The organism is Novosphingobium sp. HII-3 (assembly GCF_002916655.1).
Taxonomy (GTDB): domain Bacteria; phylum Pseudomonadota; class Alphaproteobacteria; order Sphingomonadales; family Sphingomonadaceae; genus Novosphingobium; species Novosphingobium panipatense.
This window is the reverse complement of the sequence record NZ_PPSM01000014.1, coordinates 514,311-540,341: the sequence shown is the minus strand read 5'-3', so window position 1 is coordinate 540,341 and position 26,031 is coordinate 514,311. Positions and strand designations below refer to the sequence as shown.

The 26,031-nt window shown below is 66.5% G+C and carries 26 protein-coding genes; 13 read left to right on the top strand and 13 right to left on the bottom strand.

Annotated elements, in window-relative coordinates:
• Positions 1-20: 20 nt before the first annotated feature.
• From C2R25_RS06385 to C2R25_RS06375, 3 genes are read right to left on the bottom strand one after another with little or no spacing between them, the layout of a single operon-like run.
• Positions 21-1,577 (bottom strand): DHA2 family efflux MFS transporter permease subunit, encoded by a 1,557-nt coding sequence (locus tag C2R25_RS06385; RefSeq protein WP_103728359.1) that lies wholly within the window; start codon positions 1,575-1,577, stop codon positions 21-23.
• Positions 1,577-2,728, bottom strand: coding sequence for an HlyD family efflux transporter periplasmic adaptor subunit (locus C2R25_RS06380; protein WP_103728358.1), 1,152 nt, complete (start codon positions 2,726-2,728; stop codon positions 1,577-1,579). Before C2R25_RS06380 ends, C2R25_RS06385 begins: the two co-directional genes overlap by 1 nt.
• On the bottom strand, positions 2,721-4,175 hold the full coding sequence (locus C2R25_RS06375; protein WP_103728357.1) for an efflux transporter outer membrane subunit: 1,455 nt from the start codon (positions 4,173-4,175) through the stop codon (positions 2,721-2,723). The genes C2R25_RS06380 and C2R25_RS06375 overlap by 8 nt, the downstream gene beginning before the upstream one ends.
• A gap of 65 nt (positions 4,176-4,240) precedes the next feature.
• Between C2R25_RS06375 and C2R25_RS06370 the strand changes: the two genes are divergently transcribed.
• The 3 genes from C2R25_RS06370 (at position 4,241) to C2R25_RS06360 (ending at position 6,673) form a co-directional block, all read left to right on the top strand.
• Complete coding sequence (locus C2R25_RS06370) at positions 4,241-4,858, top strand: TetR/AcrR family transcriptional regulator (protein ID WP_103728356.1); 618 nt, start codon at positions 4,241-4,243, stop codon at positions 4,856-4,858.
• A 99-nt stretch (positions 4,859-4,957) separates the two neighbouring features.
• Positions 4,958-5,473, top strand: a complete 516-nt coding sequence (locus C2R25_RS06365; protein WP_103728355.1) for a nitroreductase/quinone reductase family protein — start codon at positions 4,958-4,960, stop codon at positions 5,471-5,473.
• Between the two features lie 36 nt (positions 5,474-5,509).
• Complete coding sequence (locus tag C2R25_RS06360; RefSeq protein ID WP_103728354.1) at positions 5,510-6,673, top strand: MaoC family dehydratase N-terminal domain-containing protein; 1,164 nt, start codon at positions 5,510-5,512, stop codon at positions 6,671-6,673.
• Here the strand turns inward: C2R25_RS06360 and C2R25_RS06355 are convergent.
• Positions 6,670-7,506 carry a PhzF family phenazine biosynthesis protein gene (locus tag C2R25_RS06355; RefSeq protein ID WP_103728614.1) on the bottom strand — a complete coding sequence of 279 codons (837 nt, stop codon included), beginning with the start codon at positions 7,504-7,506 and terminating at the stop codon, positions 6,670-6,672. The two genes, C2R25_RS06360 and C2R25_RS06355, sit on opposite strands and share 4 nt — an antisense overlap.
• 156 nt (positions 7,507-7,662) lie before the next feature.
• Between C2R25_RS06355 and C2R25_RS06350 the strand changes: the two genes are divergently transcribed.
• The 6 genes from C2R25_RS06350 to C2R25_RS06325 all read left to right on the top strand — a co-directional run bounded on the left by C2R25_RS06350 (position 7,663) and on the right by C2R25_RS06325 (position 12,843).
• Positions 7,663-8,079 (top strand): glycine zipper 2TM domain-containing protein, encoded by a 417-nt coding sequence (locus C2R25_RS06350; protein WP_103728353.1) that lies wholly within the window; start codon positions 7,663-7,665, stop codon positions 8,077-8,079.
• Positions 8,080-8,269: 190 nt separating this feature from the next.
• Positions 8,270-8,596, top strand: coding sequence for a glycine zipper 2TM domain-containing protein (locus C2R25_RS06345; RefSeq protein ID WP_103728352.1), 327 nt, complete (start codon positions 8,270-8,272; stop codon positions 8,594-8,596).
• Between the two features lie 271 nt (positions 8,597-8,867).
• Positions 8,868-9,635, top strand: a complete 768-nt coding sequence (locus C2R25_RS06340; protein WP_233203783.1) for an SDR family oxidoreductase — start codon at positions 8,868-8,870, stop codon at positions 9,633-9,635.
• Between the two features lie 78 nt (positions 9,636-9,713).
• Positions 9,714-10,961 (top strand): cyclopropane-fatty-acyl-phospholipid synthase family protein, encoded by a 1,248-nt coding sequence (locus C2R25_RS06335; protein ID WP_103728612.1) that lies wholly within the window; start codon positions 9,714-9,716, stop codon positions 10,959-10,961.
• Positions 10,962-11,041: 80 nt separating this feature from the next.
• Positions 11,042-12,259: an argininosuccinate synthase gene (locus C2R25_RS06330; RefSeq protein ID WP_103728351.1), complete on the top strand. Its 1,218-nt coding sequence runs from the start codon at positions 11,042-11,044 to the stop codon at positions 12,257-12,259.
• 152 nt (positions 12,260-12,411) lie between these two features.
• The gene (locus tag C2R25_RS06325; protein ID WP_103728350.1) at positions 12,412-12,843 is read left to right on the top strand and encodes a septal ring lytic transglycosylase RlpA family protein; all 432 of its coding nucleotides are present in this window, start codon (positions 12,412-12,414) and stop codon (positions 12,841-12,843) included.
• Positions 12,844-12,863: 20 nt separating this feature from the next.
• Here the strand turns inward: C2R25_RS06325 and C2R25_RS06320 are convergent, their stop codons facing one another.
• The 4 genes from C2R25_RS06320 to uvrA all read right to left on the bottom strand — a co-directional run bounded on the left by C2R25_RS06320 (position 12,864) and on the right by uvrA (position 17,829).
• Positions 12,864-14,045, bottom strand: a complete 1,182-nt coding sequence (locus C2R25_RS06320; protein ID WP_103728349.1) for a hypothetical protein — start codon at positions 14,043-14,045, stop codon at positions 12,864-12,866.
• Positions 14,046-14,217: 172 nt separating this feature from the next.
• Entirely contained in the window at positions 14,218-14,400 is a 183-nt protein-coding gene (locus tag C2R25_RS06315; RefSeq protein WP_103728348.1) for a hypothetical protein, read from the bottom strand.
• A complete protein-coding gene (locus tag C2R25_RS06310; RefSeq protein WP_103728347.1) occupies positions 14,369-14,923 on the bottom strand; it encodes a hypothetical protein in 555 nt (184 codons plus the stop codon). Before C2R25_RS06310 ends, C2R25_RS06315 begins: the two co-directional genes overlap by 32 nt.
• A gap of 2 nt (positions 14,924-14,925) precedes the next feature.
• A complete protein-coding gene (gene uvrA / locus C2R25_RS06305; protein ID WP_103728346.1) occupies positions 14,926-17,829 on the bottom strand; it encodes an excinuclease ABC subunit UvrA in 2,904 nt (967 codons plus the stop codon).
• Positions 17,830-18,087: 258 nt separating this feature from the next.
• On the opposite strand from uvrA, the gene C2R25_RS06300 reads away from it, so the two are divergent.
• Positions 18,088-18,513, top strand: coding sequence for a hypothetical protein (locus C2R25_RS06300; protein ID WP_103728345.1), 426 nt, complete (start codon positions 18,088-18,090; stop codon positions 18,511-18,513).
• A 135-nt stretch (positions 18,514-18,648) separates the two neighbouring features.
• Positions 18,649-19,023: a hypothetical protein gene (locus C2R25_RS06295; RefSeq protein ID WP_233203782.1), complete on the top strand. Its 375-nt coding sequence runs from the start codon at positions 18,649-18,651 to the stop codon at positions 19,021-19,023.
• A 26-nt stretch (positions 19,024-19,049) separates the two neighbouring features.
• Here the strand turns inward: C2R25_RS06295 and C2R25_RS06290 are convergent, their stop codons facing one another.
• Positions 19,050-20,597: an AarF/ABC1/UbiB kinase family protein gene (locus C2R25_RS06290; RefSeq protein WP_233203813.1), complete on the bottom strand. Its 1,548-nt coding sequence runs from the start codon at positions 20,595-20,597 to the stop codon at positions 19,050-19,052.
• A 127-nt stretch (positions 20,598-20,724) separates the two neighbouring features.
• Between C2R25_RS06290 and C2R25_RS06285 the strand changes: the two genes are divergently transcribed.
• Both C2R25_RS06285 and C2R25_RS20665 read left to right on the top strand, forming a co-directional pair.
• Complete coding sequence (locus tag C2R25_RS06285) at positions 20,725-21,297, top strand: septal ring lytic transglycosylase RlpA family protein (protein WP_103728344.1); 573 nt, start codon at positions 20,725-20,727, stop codon at positions 21,295-21,297.
• A gap of 48 nt (positions 21,298-21,345) precedes the next feature.
• A complete protein-coding gene (locus C2R25_RS20665; protein WP_199183771.1) occupies positions 21,346-21,504 on the top strand; it encodes a hypothetical protein in 159 nt (52 codons plus the stop codon).
• Between the two features lie 3 nt (positions 21,505-21,507).
• Here C2R25_RS20665 and C2R25_RS06280 read toward each other — a convergent pair whose 3' ends face one another.
• The 4 genes from C2R25_RS06280 to C2R25_RS06265 are packed head-to-tail and all read right to left on the bottom strand — an operon-like array spanning position 21,508 to position 25,953.
• Complete coding sequence (locus tag C2R25_RS06280; RefSeq protein WP_103728343.1) at positions 21,508-22,254, bottom strand: ABC transporter ATP-binding protein; 747 nt, start codon at positions 22,252-22,254, stop codon at positions 21,508-21,510.
• Positions 22,251-23,216, bottom strand: a complete 966-nt coding sequence (locus tag C2R25_RS06275; protein WP_103728342.1) for an iron ABC transporter permease — start codon at positions 23,214-23,216, stop codon at positions 22,251-22,253. The genes C2R25_RS06280 and C2R25_RS06275 overlap by 4 nt, the downstream gene beginning before the upstream one ends.
• Complete coding sequence (locus tag C2R25_RS06270) at positions 23,213-24,118, bottom strand: ABC transporter substrate-binding protein (RefSeq protein WP_103728341.1); 906 nt, start codon at positions 24,116-24,118, stop codon at positions 23,213-23,215. The genes C2R25_RS06275 and C2R25_RS06270 overlap by 4 nt, the downstream gene beginning before the upstream one ends.
• The gene (locus C2R25_RS06265; protein WP_103728340.1) at positions 24,118-25,953 is read right to left on the bottom strand and encodes a TonB-dependent receptor domain-containing protein; all 1,836 of its coding nucleotides are present in this window, start codon (positions 25,951-25,953) and stop codon (positions 24,118-24,120) included. The genes C2R25_RS06270 and C2R25_RS06265 overlap by 1 nt, the downstream gene beginning before the upstream one ends.
• Between the last annotated feature and the right edge of the window lie 78 nt (positions 25,954-26,031).

Below are 26,031 nucleotides of genomic sequence, written 5' to 3'. Positions count from 1 at the left end.
CCGCCGCCCGGGCCACAGGGTCAATGGCCGTCGGCAGGCTTCACGTTCTTGGGCGGCCTCGGAGCAAGCCAGATCGTCGTCGCCGCCAGGAAAAGGGCGATCGCGCTGACCACGAACAGTTCACCGGTGGCGACCGCCGTCCCCTGGCTCTCCACCATCTGCGCAATCGCCACCCGCGCCTGTTCGACAGTGAAACCTTGCTGCTGCAGCATCTCGGACGTGGCCTGCGACCCATTCAGCGTGCCGGACAACTCGTCGCTGCGCGCCCGCGACATGTCGCTCCACACGGTCGTCATAATCGCCGTCGCGACGGCACCCGCCAGCGTGCGCCCGAAATTGGCGATGCCTGCGGCCGAGGCGGTCTCCTGCGGCAGGACCGAGCTGAGGCCGATGGTCGTCAGCGGCACGATCATCAGCGCCACTCCTGCGCCCTGCAGAAGCTGCGGGACGGCGATGGTCCAGAACGTGATGTCCGTAGACCAGGTCATGCGCATCAGCGAGCAGATACCGATCCAGGTCACGCCGATGAAAACGAGCAGTCGCGGATCGAAACGCTTCATCAAGGAAGGCACGAAGGGCGAGAACACGACGGCGAGGACGCCGCTGAAGGCTGTCGCCTTGCCCGCCTCCGTCGCGGTGTAACCCATCGAGGTTTGCAGCCACTGTGGGATGATGACGATGGCCGAGAAGTACGTACCAAAGGCGATCGTCAACGACAGGGTCGAGGCGGCGAAGCCCCTGTGCCGGAACACGCTGATGTTGACGATCGGGTGCTCCTCCGTCAGCTCCCAGATGAGAAAGGCGACGAAGCCGACGGCGGCGATGCAGGCCAGTGCGACGATCTTGGTAGACGAGAACCAATCTTCTTCACGTCCAAGGTCAAGCATCATCTGGAACGCGCCGACGAAGACGACCAGCAGCAGAAGGCCGATCTTGTCGATCGGCTGCTTCTGGCGCGGCGTCTCCTGCCCGCGCAGCAGCACCGCGACGCCGAAGAAGATCAGCGCGACGATCGGCACGTTGATGAAGAAGATCCATTCCCACGACCAGTTGTCGGAGATGTATCCGCCCAGAATCGGCCCGGCGATAGGAGCGGTGACCACCGTCATCGCCCACATAGCCATGGCCTTGTTCTGCATCTCCTTGGGGAAGATGCGCATAAGCAGGGTCTGCGTCAGCGGCATCAGCGGGCCGCCGCAGAACCCCTGCCCGAGCCGGAAGACGATAAGCGCCGATAGTGTGCCGGAGAGGCCGCACAGGGTCGAGAAGATGCCGAACCCGACGAGCGAGAACATGAAGGTGCGCAACGCGCCGAAGCGGTTTGCGAGCCAGCCCGTCAGCGGCACGCAGATGGCCTCGGCCACCGCGTAGGAGGTGATGACCCAGGTCCCGCTCGACACCGACACCGCCAGGCCGCCCGAAATGTGCGGCACGGACACGTTCGCGATCGTCGTGTCGAGAACGACGATGAAGTTCGCCAGGGCAAGCACGAGGCCCGCCAGGACCAGCCGGGCTCCCGTCAGCGGCGCGGGCGCATCGCTCCCGGCACGGGGCCCGGCGGCTGCTGCAGCCGCCATCAGTCGTTGTCCGTCAGGTCGATCTCGGCTTCCATGGACAGGCCGATGCGCAGCGGGTGCTCCTTCAACTCCTTGGGATCGAGCTGGATGCGCACCGGCAGGCGCTGGACCACCTTGATCCAGTTGCCGGTCGCGTTCTGCGCGGGAATCAGCGAGAACGCCGCGCCCGTGCCGCCCGCAAAGCCCACGACCTTGCCGTGATACACCACGTCACCGCCGTAGAAGTCGGAGGTCAGCCGCGCCTTCTGACCAGATCGCACCTTGCCGAGCTGGTCTTCCTTGAAGTTGGCGTCGACGTAGAGCTGGTCGACCGGCACCACCGTCATGGCCGCCTGTCCGCTCTGGATCCGCTGTCCCACCTGGATGGCGCGCTTGGCGATGACGCCGCTGATCGGCGCGCGCACCACGGTGCGCTCTAAATCGAGCCGCGCCTTGTCCACCTGCGCCTGCGCCTCGAGGATTTCAGGGGCGGTTTGCTCGTTCGTGCCCTTGGTGAGGGCTACGGCCGCCTCTTCCTGCCGCCGGGCGCTGCGGGCGTTTTCCTGAGCCTGCGCGACGCCGGCCTGCGCTTCCTGATAAGCGGCGCGCGCGGAATCCAGCGCCTGCCGCGCGGTGGTCAGCTCTTCGGATGATACCGCACCGCTGCCCGAAAGCGCCGCGCGGCGGCGGTAGTCTTCCTGGGCCCGGGTCAGCGAAGCCTGCGCCGAGGCAAGCGCCGCGCGCGCGGTGTTGATCTGCGCTTCGTTGGCGCTTGCCGCGGCCCCCAGAGCCGCGTTGCTGGCAAGCGACTGGCCATAGCGGCGCTGCACCTGGGCGAGGTTCGCTTCGGCCTGCTGCAGCGCGATCTTCTGGTCCGCGTCTTCCAGACGGAACAGCAGCTGGCCCTTGCGGACCGGTTGCGTGTCCGTGACGAGAACCTCGACGACGCGCCCGGAGGTGAGCGGCGTGACCTGCGCGTTCTCACCGGCGACGTAGGCGTTCTCCGTCGAGACGGAGCCGCTCGCGATGAACTCCTCATAAATGAACCAGAGCCCGCCGATCACCAGAACCGCGCCCCCCAGCCCCAGCAGAAGGCTCTTGCGCTTGCTCTTGTCGACCACGCTGCTCGAGCCGGACTGGCTGTCTGCGCTTGCGGTGGTGTCGTCACTCATCGATCGGGGCTTTCTTGCTGGATTCGTCTGCATAACCGCCGCCCAGGGCGCGCTTGAGCGCGACTTCGCTGGCGAGCGTGGCGAAATGGGCGTCGACGGCGGCAAGCCGCGCGTCGAGGGCTGTGGTCTCGACGTCAAGCGCGTCGATGTAAGTGTTCAGGCCGGCTTCGTAGCGTTGGACGGCAAGATCGTAGGCGGCGTTCGCCTCCGTCCGCGCCACAAGGGCGTGCCGCTCCTGCTCGGCGGCGGATGCACGGGTGGACAAGGCGTCGGCCACGTCCTGCAGCGCGCCGATGACCGCCTTGTTGTAGCTGGCGACCGTGCTGTCGTACCCGGCGCGGGCGGAGCGGTACTGACCGGACAGCTTGCCGCCCTGGAAGATCGGGAGACTGATCGCGGCGCCTGCGTTGCCGAAATCCGAACCATCGTCGAACAGGTTGGAGATGCCGAGCGAGCTGAGCCCGATCAGGCCGCTAAGGGAAATGTCCGGCAGGAACGACTTGCGGGCGTACTCGACGCCCTTGTCCGATGCTTCGACCAGTCTGCGCGCCATCACGATATCGGGGCGGCGTCCGGCCAGCGATATGGCGGCATCGGCCGGAACCGGCGTGGCCGCGATGTCCGCGATGGGCGGCGGCGTGAGCGTCAGCGTACGGTCGGGCCCCGCACCAAGCAGCGCGGCCAGCGCGTGGCGGCGCAGTTCGATCTGCTCGCGGTTGGCGGCCACATCGACGCGGGCTCGCGCGGCAAGTGCGTTGGACTGCCGCACAGTAGCCTGGTTCTCGATGCCCTGCGCCACGCGACGCCCGACCAGCCCGGCGGACGTTTCGCGCGCGGCGAGCGAGGATTCCAGCACCTTCTGCCGCTCGATCAGCCGCGCGAGGTCGAAGTAGGACGCCACGACCTGCGAGGCGAGCGCCAGTTCCGTCTGGCGGGCGTCGGCGATGGCTGCCTCGGTCACTGAGGTTGCCGCTGCCAGCAGGGCACGATTCTTGCCCCAGATGTCGAGGTTGAGATCGGCGGAGAGCGCAAGAAGACCGTAGTCATTCCAGCCACGGGGCAGCGCCTGGGGCGGGGACCCGTTGTTGTAGCTCTGCTTCTCGACCGAAGCGCTGCCGCGCGCGCCTACTTGCGGCAGCAGCGACGAGCGCGAACTTTCAAGGATGCCCTGCGCCTGCCGGATGCGGGCAAGCGCGGTCGCCAGGTCAGGCGACGCGGCAACGGCCTCATCGACAAGGGCGTCGAGCTGGGGATCGCCGTAGGCGGTCCACCAGCGCTGCCGCGGCCACTCGGCGGACGTGCCGCTGATCGAACCGGCGCTGTCGAGGCTGGAGGGCGGACGCAGCTGCGGACGCGGCCCGAGATCGGGCGCGCCGCATGCGGCAAGCGAAGTGGTCAGCGTCAGCAGCACAAGGGCTGCGACTCGGGAAGAAGCAATCGTACTCATCGGTACGGCTTTAATTGTTACAAGCCTTGCGGCTGTCAATCGAAAAGCGTACTGCCTAGTACACCATGATCGACACCACGCGTCCCTCCAAGCGCGAGCTCAACAAGGCAAGGAAGCGCGCCGATATCGTGCGGATTGCGTCCCGCATGTTCCTCAAACAGGGCTACGCCGCGACGACCATGTCCGCCATCGCCGACGCGTTAGGTGGATCCAAGGCCACACTGTGGGCCCACTTCGCCTCCCGGGAGGATCTTTTCGCCGCGGTGGTCGACCTGCACGTGGGAACCTTCGCGCATGATGTGGAGGAAGTGCTGACCGGGCAGAGCTTCTCGCTGCCGGCGCTGCGCCGCGCATGCCTGCGCCTGATCGACTGCCTGCTGCGCGAAAACTCCGTCCTTCTCTACAAGCTGGTGGTCAGCGAGGGGGACCGGCATCCCGAAATCAAGGACACCTTCTACACGCGCGGCCCCGTCACCCTGCGCTGCGCGATCACGGACTTTTTCGCGACGCGCTTTGAGTGGGAGGAGGCCGTCCGCCTGACTCAGATCACTGCCGCCGCCGTCACGGGGTATCGCACCGATGTCCTGCTGCGGCCAGACCCCGTCGGCCAGCCGGAACACGAGGCCTTCGTGGACAACCTCATCGCCCATCTGGTCTGGCCGGACGAGGGCGAGACAGGCTAACCGCCCCCGCGATCACTGGCCGCCGGGCGCAATCGGTGTTGGACGCGCCCGCGCCACCTCGGCCATCGTTCCTCCCGTTCGCAAGGAGAGGAACCGCCCATGAGCGACGACACATCGGCCGAAATCCGCGACACGCGCAAGGACTGGGTTGTCGAGCATCGCGAAATGTACCTCTCCTCGGGCGGGGCGGAGGGGCACATCATGGACGTGACGGCCGTGGGCGGCCGATCCTTTGCCACGCACTGTCTGGTCAAGTACGTCGGTCGCAAGAGCGGCAAGGTGTTCATCACGCCGCTTTGCTACGCTGATATCGGCGGGGAGGTGGTGATCTGCGCATCGAAGGGCGGCGCGGACCATCATCCCGCCTGGTATCTCAACATCCGCGAAGCCAAGACGGTCGACTTTCAGATCGCCACCCAGGCCTTCCGCGCCACCTGGCGCGAGCCCGAGGGTGAGGAACGCGACAGGATCTGGGCCTTCATGGTCGCCTGCCATCCCTTCTACGCCGATTACCAGAAATCGACCGACCGCCTGATCCCGCTGGTCATGCTCAAGGCGGTCGAACCGCGCCCCGTGTTCACGCCGGACGAGGCGACCGGAACCCGGCAGTTCTAACTCGGCCGCCCCGGCGCGCCAGCTTCGAGAGACCTGATGAGCACTGACTTCGACTGTTCCGACATCGACAATCACCTCGGCAAGACGATGGACTTCTCGCCCCTGCGCGAGGCCATCGCCCCCAACGACATCCGCCGCTGGGTCCATGCCATGCATTACGCGAACCTCGCCCATTTCGATCCGGAGCATATCACGGCCAGCGTGTGGGGCCGGCACGTCGCGCCGCAGAGCTTCGCGATCGCGACGGACGACGGGCACGGCGCCGCGCCGGCCTGCGTAGGCCGGATCGAAAATTCACACCTTCTGTTCGGCGGTGACGAATGGTGGTTCTACGGCCCCCGGATCGAGCCGGGCGACGTGATCACCAACACCCGCATCCCCTTCGACTACAAGGTCAAGGAAACGGGCTTCGGGCCGACCTGCTTCCAGCGCGGCGACAACAACTACGCGAACCAAAAGGGCGAGAAGATCGCCCGCCAGCGCTCCACCTCCATCCGCTACCGGGCCGAGGCGGGCGGCAACACCGTAAACACCGAAGAGTTCGAAGAGCCGGAATGGACCGACGCCCAGCTTGAGGAGATGGAGGAGCGCCGGTTCGCCTGGGTAAAGATGCTTGCGGATCTCGGCAACAAGGAACGCTGGTGGGACGACATCGCCGTCGGGGACCAGCTTCCGGAGCGCGTGTTCGGCCCGCATTCGATCGCCAGCTTCGCTACCGAGTGGCGCGCGTTCATTGTCAACACCTGGGGCGCGCTGGACCTGCGCAAGCAGGATCTCGAAGGGCTGGGCTTCACCCGCGAGATGGCCGGGTATGAAAACGATCCGGACATGATGAAGGTCAACCCCTTCCTTACGGACGGCGCATATTATGGCCCTTCGCGCGGTCACCTCTTCCCAAGGTTCGCGCGCAGGATCGGCATGCCGCGCGGATACGGCTACGGCGCATCCATGGGCTCGTGGGTCACCGACTTCCTCTCGGGATGGGCCGGCCAGCACGGCATGGTGGTGCATTCGGTCGCGAACTACCGCGGCCCCGCCCTCACAGGCGACGGCACGATCCAGACCGCCGAGGTGATCGACAGGTCGGTGGACGAGGAAGGCCGTCACCTCGTCCATGTGAAACACCTGATGAAGAACCAGAAAGGAACGACCATGTGCACCGGCACAGCCGAGATCGCCCTTCCAAAGAAGCCTGCCTAGGAAAGCGTGCCGCCGGTGGAGACCGTCTCCACCCGGCCGGCAACCCACACGGCACCGGTGTCGTCCTGCGAACAGCAGACCCGGCCATCGGCCCCGACCTTGCGCCCCTGCGCCGCGACATAGGCATCCTGCGCCAATCCGCTTGCGAACAGATACTGCGCCACGGCCGCGTTCAGACTGCCGGTCACCGGATCTTCCACCATCTTCCCGGTCGCATCGGCGAAGAACGCCCGAACTTCGAACTGCACGTCGCCTCCCGCCGGATAGGCGCCCAGCAGGGCGACGTCCGTCCCTACCGGCGCGCGCGATGCCGGTTCCGCAGCAAGAACAGCCTCTGCGCAAGCCAGATGCAACAGCTTCCAGCCCGGCCCGTTTTCGGCATGAACAGCCGCAAGGATCTCGCTGTCCTTTGCTCCCGTGAGCCGGACAACGTCGGCCCTGTCCGCATCATCCAGGGGACCGGAACGGATCAGCGGAGGCGCCCGGAAGGCGAGCGCATCTCCTTCCCGCCGCACATCGACAAGGCCGACGCCGCATTCCTGAACCACGCGGCCGGCTGACTTTGGGACTCCGCCGGCCGCAAGCCAGGCATGCGCCGTGCCCAGGGTCGGATGTCCGGCGAAGGGCAACTCCCCCGCAGGATAAAAGATTCGGACCCGGTAATCGGCCGCAGGATCCGTAGGCGGCAGCAGGAATGTCGTCTCCGAATAGCCGAGCCAACGGGTCAACCGCAGCATCTGCGCGTCGCTCAGCCCTTCTGCGCCACGCACCACCGCCAGGGGATTACCGGTCAGGGAGCCTGAGCCGAAGACATCGACGAGATCGAGAAGCATCATTTTCCTGCCTGGAGCCTTTCGTACTTTCAGCGCTTTAGAGGAAGGTACGGCCTTGTCCCTGTGCCGCCGATCCGCGGGACGGTTCATCGCCCGATCCGGCCTGCCGGTCCAGCCGCAAAGGTCGCACACCGAAATTCCGCAGGAGTTCAAGACATGAAGAAGTCCCTCCTGGCGATGGCCACCTTCGCCGCAACCCTCACCGCACTACCCACCACGCCCGTTTCCGCCGATCCCCCTTCCTGGGCGCGAGCCGAAGGCCGCCGAGACCGCGATCGGTACGAGCGACGGGACGATGGGCGGGACCGCAACGACATCTACGATTCCCGTGGGCGGTACCGTGAGCCTCGCCGCATCACGCGCGACTCGCGTGTCTGGCGCGGGACTGATGGGCGCTACTATTGCAAGCGCGACAACGGCACGACCGGGCTGCTCATCGGTGCCGGTGTCGGCGCTCTCGCCGGCAACCAGATCGCTGGCAGCGGCGATCGTGCGATTGGAACGATCCTCGGCGGTGTCCTTGGCGGCGTGGTTGGCCGGGAGATCGACAAGGGAGACGTGCAGTGCCGCTGACACGCGCGTGGCGGACCATGGGCGCTCGCGCTTCGTTTTCCTGCCCCTGTCGACACTTATCGTTTTGTCGCTGCTTTCGCCCGGTTCGTCAGGCATTCGCAAGGGACTGATTTCGTTCATCTGCCGTTGTGGATCAATGAACCAAAAGCGGCGTTACCGGACATTCAAAACGCAATTGAGGGCATGATATATGCGTAAAGCCATTCTCGCCGCCACCATGATGGCACTCACCGTTCCCGCCACCGTCGCTTTCTCAGCCCCCGCTGAAGCACGCGACCGCCGCTATAGCCGCACCGACAACGGCATCCGCTACTGGCGGGGCAATGACGGCCGTTACCGCTGCAAAAAGTCGAACGGCACGACGGGCCTGCTGATCGGTGGCGTCGCAGGCGCTCTTGCAGGCAGGGCGATCGACACGCGCGGCGATCGCGCCACCGGCACCATCCTGGGCGCTGCGGGCGGCGCCCTCCTCGGCCGCGAAATCGACCGCAGCAACTCGCGTCCGCGCTGCCGCTGATCGCACCCCAAACTCTTCCAGAAGGCGCGTCGTTCATGCAACGGCGCGCCTTTTGCTTTTTCAGATCACTGCCCTCCGCACGATGATCTGCATGAAGCCTTTCCTACTTGGGGGCGCTGTGCTCCAATGGCCCCATGTTTCAGCGCGTTACCACGATCTTCAGCCGCTCTGGCGTCACTCCTTCGTCCTTGAGGGTGGCCGGCTCCAACTCCCCTGGACCGTGTAAACCGTGTAAACCTGTGCCACGCGTGGCGAAGGAACGAGCGAGGCCATGAGCCTGCGTTCCGCCCATCGTCCCACGATGCTGGTAACCGGCGGCGCCAAGCGAATCGGTGCAGCGATAGCCCAAGCCTTCGGTGCCGCAGGCTGGCATGTCGTCATTCACTATGGCCGATCCAGACTCCAGGCCGAAGCGTTGGCCGCACGCCTGCCCAGCGCGGAGACGGTTTCGTGCGACCTCCATGACTGGACCGAAGGTCCGGCCATGGTGGAAGCGCTTGCGGGCAGGTTCGACGATTGGCGGGTCCTGATCAACTGCGCCAGCGTCTTCGATCTCGACACCGCACAAGCGCTCGATCCTGCCACCTTTGACAAGGCCCTGCGCGTCAACGCCGGCACCCCCGCCCGGCTCGGCCAGGCTTACCTCGCTCACGCCCGCTCGGCCTCGGGACGGCGCCTGATCCATGTCACCGATCAAAAGCTCCTCAACCCGAACCCGGACTTTTTTTCCTACACCATGAGCAAGCATGCGTTGGCCGCAACCATTCCCATGCTCTCCATGGCGCGCACTGATGATCGCGATCGCGTCTACGGCATCGCGCCCGGCGCCATCCTCGCCAGTCACGACCAGACCGACGCCGAGGCGGAGGTATCCCACCGCATGAACCTGCTGAACCGCCGTGCCACACCCGAAGATGTGGCCGGCGCAGCGCTGTTTCTCGCCGGTGGCTGGCTGATGAGCGGGGAAACCGTGTACGTGGATTCAGGCCAGCATCTCCTCACTCAGACGCGGGACGTGCTGTTCCTGGCGCGTCAATGACGCACGTCGTGCGCGGTTTGTGTGTTTTTCAGCACACTGCCTCTTGCGCAGGAAGGCTCCGCACCGCACAACCCGCGCATGGCACTCGGCATCCTAGACCGCTTCCTTGAACGCGGCGTCCGAAAGGGCGTGCTTGAACTGGTTCGCGCGGACGGCAGTATCCGCCGCTTCGGCACCCCCGTCGAAGGATTCCCCGAAGTCCGCATCCGCTTGATGGGCAAGGCAACTGAACGGCGGATCCTGCGTGATCCCCGGCTGGGGGCTGCCGAAGCCTTCATGGACGGCCATCTGCTGGTCGAGCGCGGGGACATCATGGAGCTGGTCTACCTGCTTCGCGCCAATGCCCGCTGGGATCGTGGCGGCGAACTCCACGAAAGCTCTCGCCTGAAGAGCGCGATCGGCAAGGTCATCACTCTCATCGACGGCATCAATCGCGCCGCCAGCGCCAAGCGCAACATCGCTCACCATTACGATGTGGGTAATGATCTTTACCGCCTTTTCCTCGACAGCGAGCACATGCAGTATTCCTGTGCCTACTGGCCGCGCGAAGGCATGACACTGGAAGAAGCGCAGACCGCCAAGCTCGCCCACATTGCCGCGAAGTTGGCGATCGAACCGGGCAACACCGTGCTCGACATCGGCTGCGGCTGGGGCGGCATGGCGATCTATCTGGCTCAAAACTTCAACGTTGCGGTGAAAGGCATTACCCTCAGCGAGGAGCAACTCGCCCTCGCCCGCCGCCGCGCTGCAGACGCCGGCCTCGGAGACCGTGTCGACTTCGAACTGGTCGATTATCGCGACCTCGCCGACACGGGTGAGAAGTTCGACCGCATCGTCTCGGTCGGCATGTTCGAGCATGTCGGCCAGGCACAGTTCGACCGCTTCTTCCGCGATTGTGCAAGATTGCTGGCAGACGAAGGCGTCATGCTCCTCCACACGATCGGACGGATGGGCAAGCCTGGCTCGACGGACGCGTTCACGCGCAAGTACATCTTCCCCGGCGGCTACATCCCCGCACTGAGCGAAACCCTTGCGGCGAGCGAGAAGGTGCGCCTGATCGCCACCGACGTCGAGAACCTGCGCCTTCACTACGCAAAGACGCTGCGCGAATGGTACAAGCGCTGCGTCGCGAACAAGGAAGCCATCGTCCGGCTTTACGACGAGCGGTTCTACCGCATGTGGATCTTCTATCTTTCCGGCGCGACGGCGGCCTTCGAAAGCGGCGGCATGTGCAACTATCAGGTACAGTACGCGCGCAGCCGCCACGCGCTGCCCATCACCCGCACGTATATGGTGGAGAGCGAGAAGGCGCTGCCTGGCGGCTGAACCATTGCGAAGCCGGGGCGCACCTGTTAGGCGCGCGCGCAATTCATCCAAACGCCCTTTTCTCCGCGAAAGCCCTGCCCATGTCCGACATCAAGAAGGTCGTCCTCGCCTACTCCGGCGGCCTCGACACCAGCGTCATCCTCAAGTGGCTCCAGGTCACGTACAACTGTGAAGTCGTGACCTTCACCGCCGACCTCGGTCAGGGCGAGGAACTCGAGCCCGCTCGCGCCAAAGCGAAGCTGATGGGGCTGCCGGACGAGAACATCTACATCGACGACCTTCGTGAGGAGTTCGTCCGTGATTTCGTGTTCCCGATGATGCGCGCCAACGCCCGCTACGAAGGCGACTATCTTCTCGGCACCTCCATCGCGCGCCCGCTCATCTCCAAGCGCCTGATCGAAATTGCGCACGAAACCGGCGCCGATGCCGTGGCGCATGGCGCGACCGGCAAGGGCAACGACCAGGTCCGCTTTGAACTTTCGGCTTACGCGCTCGACCCGAACATCAAGGTCATCGCCCCCTGGCGCGAATGGGATCTCACCAGCCGCACCGCGCTCATCGCCTGGGCCGAGGCACACCAGATCCCAGTGCCGAAGGACAAGCGCGGCGAAAGCCCCTTCTCCACCGACGCGAATTTGCTGCACACCTCGTCCGAAGGGAAGGTGCTCGAAAATCCCTGGGACGAGACGCCAGACTACGTCTATTCGCGTACCGTCAATCCGGAAGACGCGCCGAACGAGCCGGAATACATCACCATCGACTTTGAAAAGGGCGACGGTGTCGCGCTCAACGGCGTTGCGATGAGCCCCGCCACGCTGCTGACCCAGCTCAACGAACTCGGCCGCAAGCACGGCATCGGCCGCCTCGACCTCGTCGAGAACCGCTTCGTCGGCATGAAGTCGCGCGGCATGTACGAGACACCGGGCGGCGAGATCTATGCCCGCGCTCACCGCGGCATCGAACAGATCACGCTGGACCGGGGTGCCGCGCACCTCAAGGACGAGCTGATGCCGAAGTACGCCGAGCTCATCTACAACGGCTTCTGGTTCGCACCGGAACGCGAGATGCTGCAGGCCGCGATCGACCACTCGCAGGCACGCGTCAACGGCACCGTTCGCCTCAAGCTCTACAAGGGCTTGGCTTCCGTCGTGGGCCGCAAGAGCGCGGATTCGCTCTACTCCGAACGCCACGTCACGTTCGAGGATGACGCAGGCGCCTACGACCAGAAGGACGCCGCCGGCTTCATCCGCCTCAACGCACTTCGACTCCGTCTGCTGGCGCAGCGCGACTCCCGCTGAACCTTAACGACATCCTGCACACATCGGGCGGCCCGTTGCCAAAGCGCGACGGGCCGCTTTCACATGGGTGGCCTTGGAAAGGCCGCACCGTTAGGACTCCTCGCACCGTCAACGACGAAGCGGGGTAGGTTTTGCAAGTACGATCGACCGGAATGCTGGCGCTGTGCGCCGCCGTGATCCTGCCGTTTGCAGGACCCGCCCAGGCAGAAGCCCCGGTCGTTCCTATCGTTGGCGTCAACGCCATCGTGGCTGCAGAAGTTCCCCAAATTGCCAAAAAGCCCGAGTTCGAGCCTATCGCAGGCGGCGTCGCCAGCTATTATGGCCGCCATCTGAAGGGCGCCCGCACCGCCAGCGGCGCACGCTACGCGCCGGATGCCCTCACCGCCGCGCACCGCACGCTGCCCTTCGGCACCCGGGTCCAGGTGACTAACCCACGCAGCGGCGAGTCCGTCGTCGTCACCATAAACGATCGCGGCCCCTTCCACGGCAACCGCGTGATCGACCTTTCGGACGCCGCGGCCGAGGAGATCGGCATTGCCCGCGCCGGCAGTGGCCGCGTGGAACTCGCCGTCCTGGCCGACTGAGCCAGCGCGCCAGCGTACCGTCACACCCCCCGTGAGGCTTCGTCCAAGATCCTGATTTTCGGGAGAAAGGGTCGGCCGGCGCAGCTGGGAGGGGGTGGGGGAAGCGCCGCGCCGGCCTTCACATCGAATAACAGCGAGACGGCGGGAGCGTTCCCGGCCCCCGCCTCATTTTGCCGGTCCGTGCCGCGCTGTCGACCAACGGACAAGTTTACCCGGTTTACACGGTCCTGAGGCAACCCCTCGAGCGACTTGTACTCGATCTCCCCCGCAAGTTCCGCATCGACCCGGCTCACGGCGCGGGCCTGCCAGCCATCCCACCGCGTCGCCCGCGCCGAACGATGAACGGAACGGCTGGGCCGAGGCGGGTAGACCGGCTCCGGCACGTCCGGACGGCGATCATGATCCTCGCTCGCCGGCTCGAAGCCATGCTCCGCCTCGAAAGCGCCGTCGATCGCCTCTACCTCGTCGAGCCACGCCTCGTTCGCCGCGACGAAAGCGCGATCCCCCTCCGCCACATACGCCGAGCGCCCGAGCGGCATGGCACCCGCCCGCTCGCCGCCAGCCGCTCCATCGTCATCGTCATCCAGAGCCGCCCGCTCCCCCGCCACCAACGCCAGCGCCTCGTCGAACCGGCCCGCGTGATCCGCCGTCTCCTCGGCCACGCGGTCCAGCCGTGCAAGATGCGCAAGAAGAAGCCGCGTGTCGTAGCGCCGGCGGCTGCCGACCAACTCGCCCCGGAACCACACCGCCTCCTCCACACCATCCAGAGCGCGCGTCGCCAGCACTTCCTCGACATGGCGCCGGGCCAGCACCAGAGCCGCCTCCCACCCCGCCGCAAACGCCGCATCCCGCCGGCGCAGGAGATAAGCCGACGTCCGGCTCATCCCCACCCGCGCGCAAGCCGCGCTGACATCCCCCTTTTCGGACAGGTGGTGCAGGAACCGAACCTTGCGGGAGGCATCCCAGGCGGTGTGAGGGACGTGGGGATCACCGGATTTCGAAAAGGAAGAGGAAATGCGAGGGCCATCGCCCACGCGCTGCCAGGGCTTTTCCGTAGTGCTCGAGGCGGTGTCCGCACTCGCCGGATCGCCCGGGATGCCGATGTCGCGAGCTTCGGGAATCCAGCCGCGGCCGAAGCGGGGGGCCGCAGGCGCCTTCCCGGCCTCACCGTCAGCCCCGAAGTCTGAAGAAAAGTCTGTCATCGTCCACCTCGCGCAAGAGGAATGCCACGAATGGCCACGACGCAGCCCGAACGGCTGCGTCGAGGTGAACGGTTCAGTTATCGCATCTTGGGGGCTGTAGGAAAGTTATGGGTGTGGGGAAAAGCCGACCGCCGCAAAATTGCGTCCATCGTCAATACCTGCAAGACGCGGGTTACCACTTCGTACCCGTTTTGGCGATCGCATCGAGCAGCGCCTGCTTGGAGGCCGTGCGGCGTTTGCCGCTGTTGCGGGGAACAATGATTTCAGACGCAGCTGCGCGGCGGCGGGCGATGCTCTTCGCCAACGCTTCAAGCGTCAGCGGCTCACGCTTCGTCTGCAAGGTCTTGAAGGCCATGACTGCCAGAAGTTTCCTCTGAAATCCTTCGTTCCATATACGTGATATCGAGGCTCTCGCAAAGGCGGTAGAGCGCCCTAGCCTGCCCGAGCATCTCCGGAGCGCTGCCCGAAGCGTACTGGCCCATGCGGTCGGCGATGATGTCCTCGGGGGCGATTATGGCGACGGCGCCATCCACATCAAGTTCCAGAACGCGGATCATTGCACGGTCGGCCATACCGTCGAGCAAAGTATCGGACACGACCTCGAACCCGAGACCGAGTTCGGGGTGGACCCAGCCGCGCGTGGCTTTGCCTGCGCCGGTGGGGCGCTGAAAGCCGAAGCGGACGAACTCGTCTTCCAGCAGATCCTGCCGCCCGCAGGACAAGTCAAAATCGCCGGTAGTGACTTGCCCGCCGGTGTAGATCTCGACCGCCGCGCCGCCAACGAGGATCGGCGGGCGATGGCCAGCTTCGTCCATGGCACGGCTGATGCGCGCGAGGACGCGAAGGGCGTTCTCAAACGACGCGCGCCAACCGTCCACCGCTATTTCGCCCAGCTTCCCAGCAGCGGCTTCAGGTATTGGCCCGTAAAGCTGCGCGGTTCCTTCACCACATCCTCAGGCGTGCCTTCGGCGACGATCTCGCCGCCGCGGACGCCGCCTTCGGGGCCCATGTCGATGATCCAGTCGGCGGTCTTGATGACGTCGAGGTTGTGTTCGATCACGACCACCGAGTTGCCCTGGTCGACCAGGCGGTGGAGCACTTCGAGGAGCTTGCGCACGTCTTCGAAGTGGAGGCCGGTGGTGGGTTCGTCGAGGATGTAGAGCGTCTGGCCGGTGGAGCGGCGGGCGAGTTCCTTCGCGAGTTTGACGCGCTGCGCCTCGCCGCCCGAGAGGGTCGTCGCCTGCTGGCCGACCTTGACGTAGCCGAGGCCAACTTCGTTCAGCATGTGCATACGATCGCGGATCGGGGGGACGGCCTTGAAGAACTCTTCGGCGTCCTCGATCGTCATGTCGAGCACGTCGGCGATGGACATGCCCTTGAACTTCACTTCCAGCGTTTCGCGGTTGTAGCGTTTGCCGTGGCATTCCTCGCAGGTCACGTAGACGTCGGGAAGGAAATGCATCTCGATCTTGATGAGGCCGTCGCCCTGGCACGCTTCGCAGCGGCCGCCCTTGACGTTGAAGCTGAAGCGGCCGGGCTTGTACCCGCGCGCCTGGGATTCCGGCAGGCCGGCGAACCAGTCGCGGATCTGAGTGAAGGCGCCGGTGTACGTGGCCGGGTTGGAGCGCGGCGTGCGGCCGATGGGCGACTGGTCGATCTCGATGACCTTGTCGCACTTTTCCAGCCCGGTGATCCGGTCGTGTGCGCCCGCGATCACCCGCGCGCCGTTGAGCTGCCGCGAGGCGCCCGCCTGCAGCGTGTCGATGGTGAGCGAGGACTTGCCAGAGCCCGAAACCCCCGTCACGCAGCAGAAGGTGCCGAGCGGGAACTTCGCGGTCACGCCGGTCAGGTTGTTGGCGCGCGCGTTCTCTACGCAAACGAAGTGGCCGTTGCCCTTGCGGCGTTCGGTGGGCACCTCGATCCGGCGGGTGCCGTTGAGGTACTGTGCGGTAAGGCTGTTCTTGCTCTTGAGCACCTGCTTGAGCGTGCCTTCGGCAACGACCTCGCCGCCATGGACGCCCGCGCCGGGGCCGAGATCCACGAGGTAGTCGGCGGTGCGGATCGCATCCTCGTCATGCTCCACCACGATGACCGTGTTGCCGAGGTCGCGCAGCCGCTTGAGGGTTTCGAGCAGCATGTCGTTGTCGCGCTGGTGGAGGCCGATGCTGGGCTCGTCGAGCACGTAGAGCACGCCCGAGAGGCCCGAGCCGATCTGGCTGGCGAGGCGGATGCGCTGGCTCTCACCGCCGGAGAGGGTGCCGCTGGTCCGGTCGAGGTTGAGGTAGTCCAGGCCGACGTTGTTGAGGAAGCCCAGCCGTTCGTTGATCTCCTTGAGGATGGCGTGCGCGATCTGTCGCTGCTGGTTGGTGAGCCTGTCTTCCAGCCCGCCGAACCACGCGAAGGCGTCCGCCACGGAGAGGCGCGCGGCGTCCGCGATGTCGCTGCCCGCCACCTTGACCGACAGCGCCTCCGGCTTGAGGCGCTTGCCGTGGCAGGTCTCGCACGGCTGCGCGGTCTGGTACTTGGCCAGTTCCTCGCGCATGAAGGCGCTGTCGGTCTGGATCATGCGGCGGTTGAGATTGCCGATTACGCCTTCGAACGGCTTGTTGACGGTGTACTCCTTGCGCCCGTCCTTGAAGGTGAGCGGCACCGCCTTGCCGCCGGTGCCGTAGAGGATCACCAGCTTGACCTCGCCGGGCAGTTCGTCCCACGGCGTCGTCAGCGCGAAGCCGAAGTGTGCGGCAAGGCTGGAGAGCACCTGCATATAGTAGGGGCTGGGCGGGTTGGACTTGGCCCAGGGGACGACAGCCCCCTGCTTGAGCGTCAGATGCTCGTTGGGAACGACCAACTGGGGATCGAACAGCAGCTTCTCGCCAAGGCCGTCGCAGGCCGGACAGGCGCCTTGCGGCGCGTTGAACGAGAACAGGCGCGGCTCGATCTCTTCGATGGTGAAGCCGCTGACGGGGCAGGCGAACTTCTCGGAGAAGACGATGCGGTTGGCGGGCAGGCCCGCGCCCTTGAGGTTGGTGCCCTCCCCGCCCTCTTCCCGGCCCGGCACGATGCCATCGGCCAGGTCGACGTAGGCCAGGCCGTCCGCCAGCTTGAGCGCCTGCTCGAAACTGTCGGCCAGGCGGGTCTGGATACCGTCTTTCACCGCGATGCGATCCACCACGACCTCGATGTCGTGCTTGAACTTCTTGTCGAGCGCGGGGGCATCTTCGATCGCGTAGAACTCGCCGTCGATGCGCACGCGGGTGTAGCCCGCCTTCTGCCACTCGGCCAGTTCCTTGCGATATTCCCCCTTGCGGCCGCGCACCACGGGGGCGAGCAGGTAGAGGCGCGTGCCTTCCGGCAGGGCCATCACCCGGTCGACCATGTTCGACACCGTCTGCGCCTCGATCGGGAGGCCTGTGGCGGGGGAATAGGGCACGCCCACGCGCGCCCAGAGCAGGCGCATGTAGTCCCAGATCTCGGTCACGGTGGCGACGGTGGAGCGCGGGTTGCGGCTCGTCGTCTTCTGCTCGATCGAGATCGCGGGCGAGAGGCCGTCGATATGCTCGACATCGGGCTTCTGCATCATCTCGAGGAACTGGCGCGCATAGGCGCTCAAGGATTCCACGTAGCGGCGCTGCCCTTCGGCGTAGATCGTGTCGAACGCGAGGCTGGACTTGCCCGAACCCGAAAGCCCGGTGATGACGATCAGCTTCTCACGCGGGAGCGCGATGTCGAAGCCCTTGAGGTTATGCTCGCGCGCACCGCGCACCGTGATGTGGGAGAGACTCATGGGAAGGCTGTGTTCCAGATTTGTTCGCGGCCATCAAGGGCGCTTCGCGGGTTTTCGCTTAGATGGGATCTACGCAGGTCAAGGCAAGGGACGGCGGGGAAATGGAAATTTGGCGGCGGCGGTAATGCGGGGGGCACGCGGCGCCTCGTCGTTCGTCAGCAACGGCTGAGAGGGTGAAGCGGTTGCCCAGCGGATACCGGCCGGCTCCCGGGCGTTCGTCCCGCTACGAACCCTTGGCCAACGACACAGGAGAAAGCCATGCGCCCGATCCCCAGCCTCGCTGCCACTCTTGCAGCCCTCGCCCTGACCGTGCCCGCCACGGCGCAGGAGCCGACCGCGCGAACAACCGCTCAGACGGTAGACGCACCCGCATCAAGCCGGCCCGAACCGGGCAACCCCGAAGAGAAACGCCGTATCCTGAACGCGCAGCAGGCCGAAGCGGCACAGCGGCAGGTCGCAGCAAATTCCGCGAGCGAGGCGCAGCACGAAGCCGCGGTTGCCCTTAACGAGATGAAGGTCCGCCGCGACACACAGGCTTACGCGAACACGCTGCAGGCGCACGATGAGGCAGTCGGAGCCTACCGCGCCAGCCGCGACCAGTGGGAGGTGCGCACCAAGGCCTGCTGGGACGGCGATGCGGTAAAGTGCCCCCCCGAACCCGCCGTACCCGGCACCACCCGCTGAGGCCCGTCGCCCGGCTCCGGGCCTCGAATCGCGAGGCCCGCCTGCTTTTGCGATGAACCGCTCGTCGCATCCGCTTTGCAACCGCCACCCCAAAGAGGCAAACGCACCTCGTCAGATTGATGAGGGTGGCGGTTCATGCGGGTTGCGCGTTCGGTTCTGGCTCTGGCCCTTGTCACGTGCATGAGTATTCCGGCGCCGCTGTTCGCGGATGATCCCCGCGATGCGGCGATGACCCCGGAAGCGATCGCCAAGGACGCCGCCACGATCCGCCGCCTCAACCGGGAGCAACTGGATTACGTGCGCCGTCGCGATGCCGGCTATGCGCAAGGGTGGCGCGATCACGAGGCGGCCCGGGACAGCGGCAGCCGCTACGCACGGGACAGGCGCGCGTACGAGGAGGGCCAGGCGGACTATGCGGCGCAGCGCCGCCAGTACGAGCGCGACATGCGCGCCTGGCGCAAGGACGTCGCCGCCTGCAACGCCGGGAACTACAACCGCTGCGCCCGTTAAGCGCGGCCCGCCGCCGGCAACCTCTCCTACATCAAAGCCACGAGCAGCGACGCGACCGCGTGCAGCACGATGGCAGCCCCCACGAAGGTCCCCGCATGACGGATGGCACGCGCCGTCCCGTCGCTCTGCGTCGGCGGATCACGCTGTTCCAGCCGCGCGGTGGCGGCCCGCATGAGCCGCGGTGCATCGGCTGACAGCCGCGACACTTCGAGGAACAGCGCCTCCAGGCGCTCCGGCTCGGCCAGCCGGGTCAGCCGTGCGGAGACGAGCCGGCCACGCAGCGCCGTCAGCGCCTTGGAGAGGTCGAAGTCAGGCGCGATGGCGGACAGGACGCCGTCCATCGTCACCATGGCCTTGAAGATGAGCACGAGATCGGGCGGCAGGATCAGGCCTTCCTTGCGCAGCAACGGGAAGAAATCCGCCACCATCGCGTTCAGCACCAGAGCGCCGCTGCCGTGCCGCGCGACGAGGCGCTCCGACGCCGTCAGCAACCGCTCGCGCGGGACTTCCCCGGCCTGGGACCAGAGCGCCAGCATGTCCGCCACGCCAGCAGGGTCGTTGTTGCGCAGCGAGAGGATGAAAGTGAGGAACTCATGCTGGCGACGCGGGCTGACGAACCCGACCGAACCGAGGTCCAGCAGCGCCAGCCGTTCGCCCGCGCCTGCCCCAGCGGATTCTCCCGTCCCACGCTGGCCGGGCGGCAGGCAAAGCATGTTGCCGGGGTGAGGATCGGCATGGAAGCGCCCGTTGACCAGTACCATTTCCAGCACCATGCGCGCACCGATATCGGCGATGACCGAAGGATCGATGCCCCTGTCGCGCAACGCGACCGGATCGCGTGGGGGTACGCCGACGATGTAATCCATCACCAGAACGGCGTCGCTGGTGTGCTGCCAATGAATGCGCGGCACCACCGCTTCCGGCATGGTGGCAAGGTCGGCGCGCAGCATGTCCGCGTTGCGGCCTTCATTCGTGAAGTTCAGTTCGTCGAGGATCTCGCGCCCCAACTGCTCGATCATGGCAGACGGCATCATACGCCGCGCCATTGCGCTGCGTTCCTCCACGAGGACGGCGAGATGGCGCAGCAGCCGAAGGTCCGCTTCCATCGCCTTGCGAATACCGGGGCGGCGGATCTTCACTACAACCTCCGTGCCGTCGTGCAGGACCGCCCGGTGGACCTGCGCGATGGAGGCCGCAGCCAAGGGTTCGACGTCGAAGCGAGCGAAGGCCGCTTCCGGCGGCTCGCCCAGTGCGGCTTCCACGACCGGTCGCAGCTGATCGAACGGCAGACGGGGCGCGTTGCTCTGCAGGTGCTCGAAGGCAGTGATCCACTCATCCGTCAGCAGATCGCGCCGGGTGGCAAGGATCTGGCCGAGCTTCACGTATGTCGGCCCCAGCGCTTCAAGGGCCCGGCGGGTGCGGGTGGGGAGATCGGCATCCTCGCGCGCCTCGCCGCCAAGCCCCAGCCGCGCGAGAAGCGAATCCAGACCGAAGCGCCCGATGATGGTGCTGACTTCCGCCATGCGCGCCCGATCGCGCGCGGCAACCGTCATGGTCTCGAGGATAGTGGGCATCGTGGCTCCGTACTTGCAGGTCCGGTAGGGCAGAACCGGCTGCACGCGATGCGGGTTCCGCGCACCCTTGTGGAAAGTGGGCAAAGGCGCGTTGGAGCCGCCTCGCCCGGGCGCTAGGCTCGCAGCCATGCCCGGTCCATTCCGAAGCGCCCTCGTCGTCGCACTCGCTGCCCTCCTCGCCGCCTGCGGCGGCGGAACGCGCTACCGCCCGGTGAGCGACGTGCCGGTGCGGATCGGCCCGCCCTATAAAGTGCGCGGCACCACGTACACGCCTGCCGCCCAGCCCGCTTACGACATGCTGGGCTATGCCACATGGTACGGCTCCGAGAGCGGCAACCAGGTGGCCAATGGCGAGCGCTTTCGTCCCTCGTGGATTACGGGCGCGCACAAGACCCTTCCTCTTCCCACCTACGTGGAAGTCACCGCACTCGACACCGGCCGGCGCATCGTCGTGCGTGTGAACGATCGTGGGCCTTTCGGAGAGAGCGCCCGCATCATTGACCTTTCGCGCGGCGCGGCGGAACTGCTCGGCGTGCGACATCGCGGCAAGGCGGCCGTGCGGGTGCGCGTGGTCGAGCCGGATGAAAAGGACCGCGCCGCGCTGCGCAAGGGAAAGCCGGCACGCGCCCTCCCTCCGATAGCGCCCCGCACGCTCGCCAATCTGCAGGCGCAGTTCGAGCGGGGCGTGGGCACGCGCTAGGGAACCCCGGGGGGCCGTGCGTCGTTGCCTCTCCAGAGGAGAGTGACAATGACCATCGGAGCCGAAATCCCCTTCCGTCGCAGCCGCTTTGCACGCGGAACCGGATCGTTGATCCTCGACCGCCAGCGCGAAGAGCACCAGCGCCAGACCGACCACCGCGAAAATCCGATGCGGGTCTGGTCAAAAGGACGCTTCGTTCCCTCCTGACCGCTAACTTACCGAGAGCGCCCGGGTTCCGGGCTCGCCCAGCCATCGCGCCTCGCATCCCCAGACTGCGCCGATGATGTCGGCGGCAAGTGACTGGTCCGGCTCGCCATCCGTGGCGAGCCGTCCGTCTTTCAGCACGATCACGCGGTCGGCGTGGTTCATCGCCGTCGCCAGGTCGTGCAGGACCAGGACCACCCCGCGCCCGGCGTCCGCCTGCTCCCTCAGCCGCTTCATCAGGGCCAGCGCTTGGCCAACGTCGAGACTGGCGAGCGGTTCGTCCGCCAGCAGCCAGCGGGGCTGCGTGGCGAGCACCCGGGCCATGAGCGCCCTTGCCCGCTCGCCCCCCGAGAGGCGGGAGACTGGCCTCGTCCGCAGCGGCTGAAGGTCCATCGTCGCGATCGCCGCTTCCACCGCGGCCTGCCCCTGCGGCGAGGACGCGTCCTGCCAAGGCAGACGCCCCAACGCCACGAGCACGTCCACGGTGACATCCCAGGCAACCTCGGGCCCCTGCGGCAGGTAGCCGATCGCCTGTGCGCGCCTGCGCGCCGGGAGCGCGGACAGCGCCTCACCCTCCAGCGTGACGGCTCCGGCATCGGACACGGTCAGCCCCGCCAGGCAGGACAACAACGTCGACTTGCCCGCCCCGTTCGGTCCGCAGATCGCCGTGACCTCTCCGGACCGCAACGCCACTGTCACGCCCTTGAGCCGGGTGCCGAGGCTGAGATCGGTTGCCCGCAGGTCCGCGCTCATGCGAGCCCCCGGCGCATGCGCAGCAGCAGCCCGAGGAAGAACGGCGCTCCCAGCAGGCTGAGCGCTATGCCGAGCCGCAGTTCTCCTCCCGCCAGCGGGAGGATGCGGCACCCGGCATCAGCCACGAGCAGCAGCAGCGCGCCTGCCAGCGCGCTCGGCATCAGGACCGAGGACGGCCTGCGATCCGTCAGCGGCCGTACGAGATGCGGCACAATAAGGCCGACAAAACCGATGATCCCCGCCACCGCCACGCCCGCGCCGACCGTCAGCCCGACGCCGGCGATCATCAGCGCCTGCTGCCTGCGCGGCTCCACGCCCAGCGAGCGGGCAGCCGCCTCGCCCAGCGTCAGCGCGTCCAGCCCGCGCCCGGCGGTCAGCAGGAGCGCCATCCCGGCGGCGGTCAGCGGCGCGGCGATCAGGACCTCGCGCCAGGACCGATCTGTCAACGCCCCCATCAGCCAGGTGACGATCTCGCCCATGGCGAAGGGCGTGGGCGAGAGGCTGATGGCAAGACTGGTCAGCGCGCCCGCCAGGCTGGAGATCATCAGCCCGGCCATTGCGAAAAGCGCGACCCCCGCCTGCCGCCCCGCGACGAGCGCCAGCAGTGCCATGGCCCCGGCTGCGCCCGCAAGCGCGAACACCGGCAGGAGCCAGACCGACGCGGCATAGCCCGTCCAGAAGCTCAGAACCGCGCCGAGAGCGGCGCCCGGCGCTATGCCGAAGAGGCCAGGGTCGGCAAGCGGATTGCGCAGGTATCCCTGCATCGCGGCACCCGAGATGCCCAGCCCCGCGCCGACGACCAGCGCCAGCACCGCGCGCGGCAGCCGCAGCTCCATGAGGATGAGCGCTGCATTGCCCGTCATCGGGGAGAAAGGGGCAATCCAGACCCGCCCTGCCAGCAGCGAAAGCGGAACCGCGAAAGCGAGCGCGAGGGAAAGGGCGAGGATCAGACGCCGGTTCATGGCCGACCCTCCGCTCGCGGCGATTCTTGTCTCATAGCCCGGCGTATTTCGGCAAACCGCGCCAAGGCCCGCGGTATCGTAGGCCCGCCGCACCAGGCCAGCCCCGGATCGATCGGCACGCGTACGAGCCCTTTCACCCGCTCCAGTGCGGGATGATCGAGCAGGCGGTTTTCCTCCCCGCCCTCCGTCTCGGCGGTCAGCACCAGTTCCGGCGGATCCGCGATCACACGCTCCAGCGGCAGATAGTCGGCCTGCGAGAGCCCGCGGGCCGCCGCTGCGTTGGCAAGCCCCGCGTGGCGCATCAGGTCGGCGATAAGCGTGGTGTCTCCCGCGACGATCCCGCCCGACTGCCACAGCAGCGCGCGGACGGGCCGCGATCCCGCAGGGGGAGCGGCCGCTGCAAGGGCCGTGTCGATCCGGGTGACGAGCGCTTTCCCGCCTGCCGGGTTGCCGGCGAGGCTCGCCAGCCTTCGGACCTGCTCGCGCGCGGCGGCGAGGTCAGCGGGGAGCGGTTCCAGATGCACGGCTATCCCCATGTCCCGCAGCGCCTGCGCGGTGGCAGGCGCAAGGAAGCTGCTGGCGACGACCACGTCCGGGCGAAGGGCCAGGATGTCCTCAACCGCATCGGACACTTTTCCGAAGGTGGCAGCCCGTGCCACACCCATCGACGTCGACGCTGGATCGTGGCTGTAGTGCGAGACGGCAAGCAGTTGCCCCGGCGACGCCACGTCCGCGAGCACGGCGTCCGTGCAAGGATTGAGCGAGACGATGCGCGGATGCGAGGGCGGCGTCCCGTCAGGTCCGGCGGCCCTGGGCTGACACCCCGCCAGCACGGCGCATGCCGCCAGCAGCGACAGTCGGCGGCTCCAGCGCCCGTAGGACGAAAGAGCCGCCCGCTGCATCAGATCGTCACCCGGATGCCGGCGTAAGCGGACCGTCCCGGAGTGCCGTAGCTGCGAACCACTTCATAGTGTTCATCGAGAAGATTCTCGATCCGCCCGTAGACCTCCACCGTATCCGTCAGCGGATAAGCCGCGCGAAGACCGACCACGGCATGCCCCGTCACATAGAGCGTGTTCGCCGTGTCATCATAGCGCCCGCCGCCGACGCGCAGGTCCGCGCCCAGCTTCAGCCCCATTTCCCAGGTCTTGTCGATGCTGGCGTAGACGTTGTTCTGCGGCCGACGAGCCAGCTGTGTCCCGGTGATCGCGTTGGTGGCATCCAGGTAGGTATAGGCGAGATTGACGTCGAAGCCCTCCCAATCCGTCACCTGCATTCCCAGTTCAAGCCCCTTCGCGCGGGCCCGACCGACGTTGTAGTAATTCCAGTTCGCCAGGTCGTAGTCGATCAGATTGCGCGTCCTGCGGTCGAAATAGGTCAGCGTGAAGCGGCCCGTTCCTTGCGCGAAGGGCTGCTCCAGCCCCACGTCCCAGCTGGTCGAGGTCTCGGGATCAAGATTGCGGAAGCCGGCGTTGGTGTAGAGCTGGTACAGCGACGGCGCCTTGAAGGCTTCGCCGTAGCTCGCACGCAGGACCGCTGCTTCCTCGCCCTCGCCCAGCACCCAGGCGCCGTTGGCGGCGAAGGTGGTGCGGTCCCCGAAATCGGAACTGTCGTCGTAACGCAGCCCGCCATTCAGCGTCAGGCCGGAAAGCGGACGAAGAGTTAGGTTGCCGAAGATGCTGTTGATACGGGTGGAATCGCGCGCGCCGTAGTTGTCGTCAAACGTCTGCTTTTCGGTTTCCCCGCCGACGAGGAGGCTGGCCATCTCCAACGGCGTGAAGCTGGCCTGCGCTTCCAGCCGCTCGGTCCGGCCGTTTGTCTCGTACGGGCCGAAGACCGCATCGTCCGAAACGCGCCGGGTGTCGTTGAGGCCGTAGCCGAAGCGCGCGCTGAGGCGACCGGCGGCATCGGCATAACGCAGGTTCGCGTAGCCCAGAGTATCCCGCTTCAGGCCGACGTGCAGCGCGTCGGCGCCGGACGCGTCGTAATCGTAATTCGCCTTGGTGTAGAACCCGCCCGCATCCGCCGAAAGCCCGGGAGCCAGTTCCAGCGAGAGGCGCGCATTGGCGTTCCGGCTCTCGAAGCCGTCCTTCTCCGTCCCGCCGCGCCGCTCGTTGAACGCGGAGAAGCCGTCGCCCTTCATCCAGTTGGCACCGAGAACCACCCCGACGGGGCCGACCAGCCCGGAGGCCGACACGTTCGCCTGCCTGCGATCGCGCCAGCCGTACTCGGCCTGGCCACGCGCGCTCCATTCCTCGGTCGGCTCGGCCGTGATAAGGTTGATGACCCCGCCCACCGCGCGGCTCCCCCACAGCACGCCGGATGCGCCGCGCACCACCTCGACACGATCGAACTGCGCGATCGGTAAGGCTCCGAAATCGAACCCACCCCCCACGTCGCCCGGATCGTTGATGCGCACGCCATCGATGAGCACGAGCGACTGCGCGTTCTCGGCACCGCGTATGAAGACGCTCGACGGCTGGCCAAAGCCGCCGGACTGCACCACCGAAATGCCCGGAAGGCGGGAGAGGACGTCCGTGGCCGAAATCGCCTGAACGCGCTCGATCTCGTCGCGGGTGACGACGCTCACCGACTGGCCCACCTGGGTCAGCGGCGTTGGCTCACGCGTGGCGGTCACGACGATATCGGAGCGCCCACCATCAGCGGGCGCCATCTCTTCCGCTTGGGCAACAGGCGCCATCGTGAGCGCTGTGGCAAGCATAAACAGGTACTTCATGTGGCCTCCCGACCTTGAACGTGCTCTTGCCGTTCATGGCGGAGGCGTGCGAGCCGGACCTTTCGGCGCGACACGCTC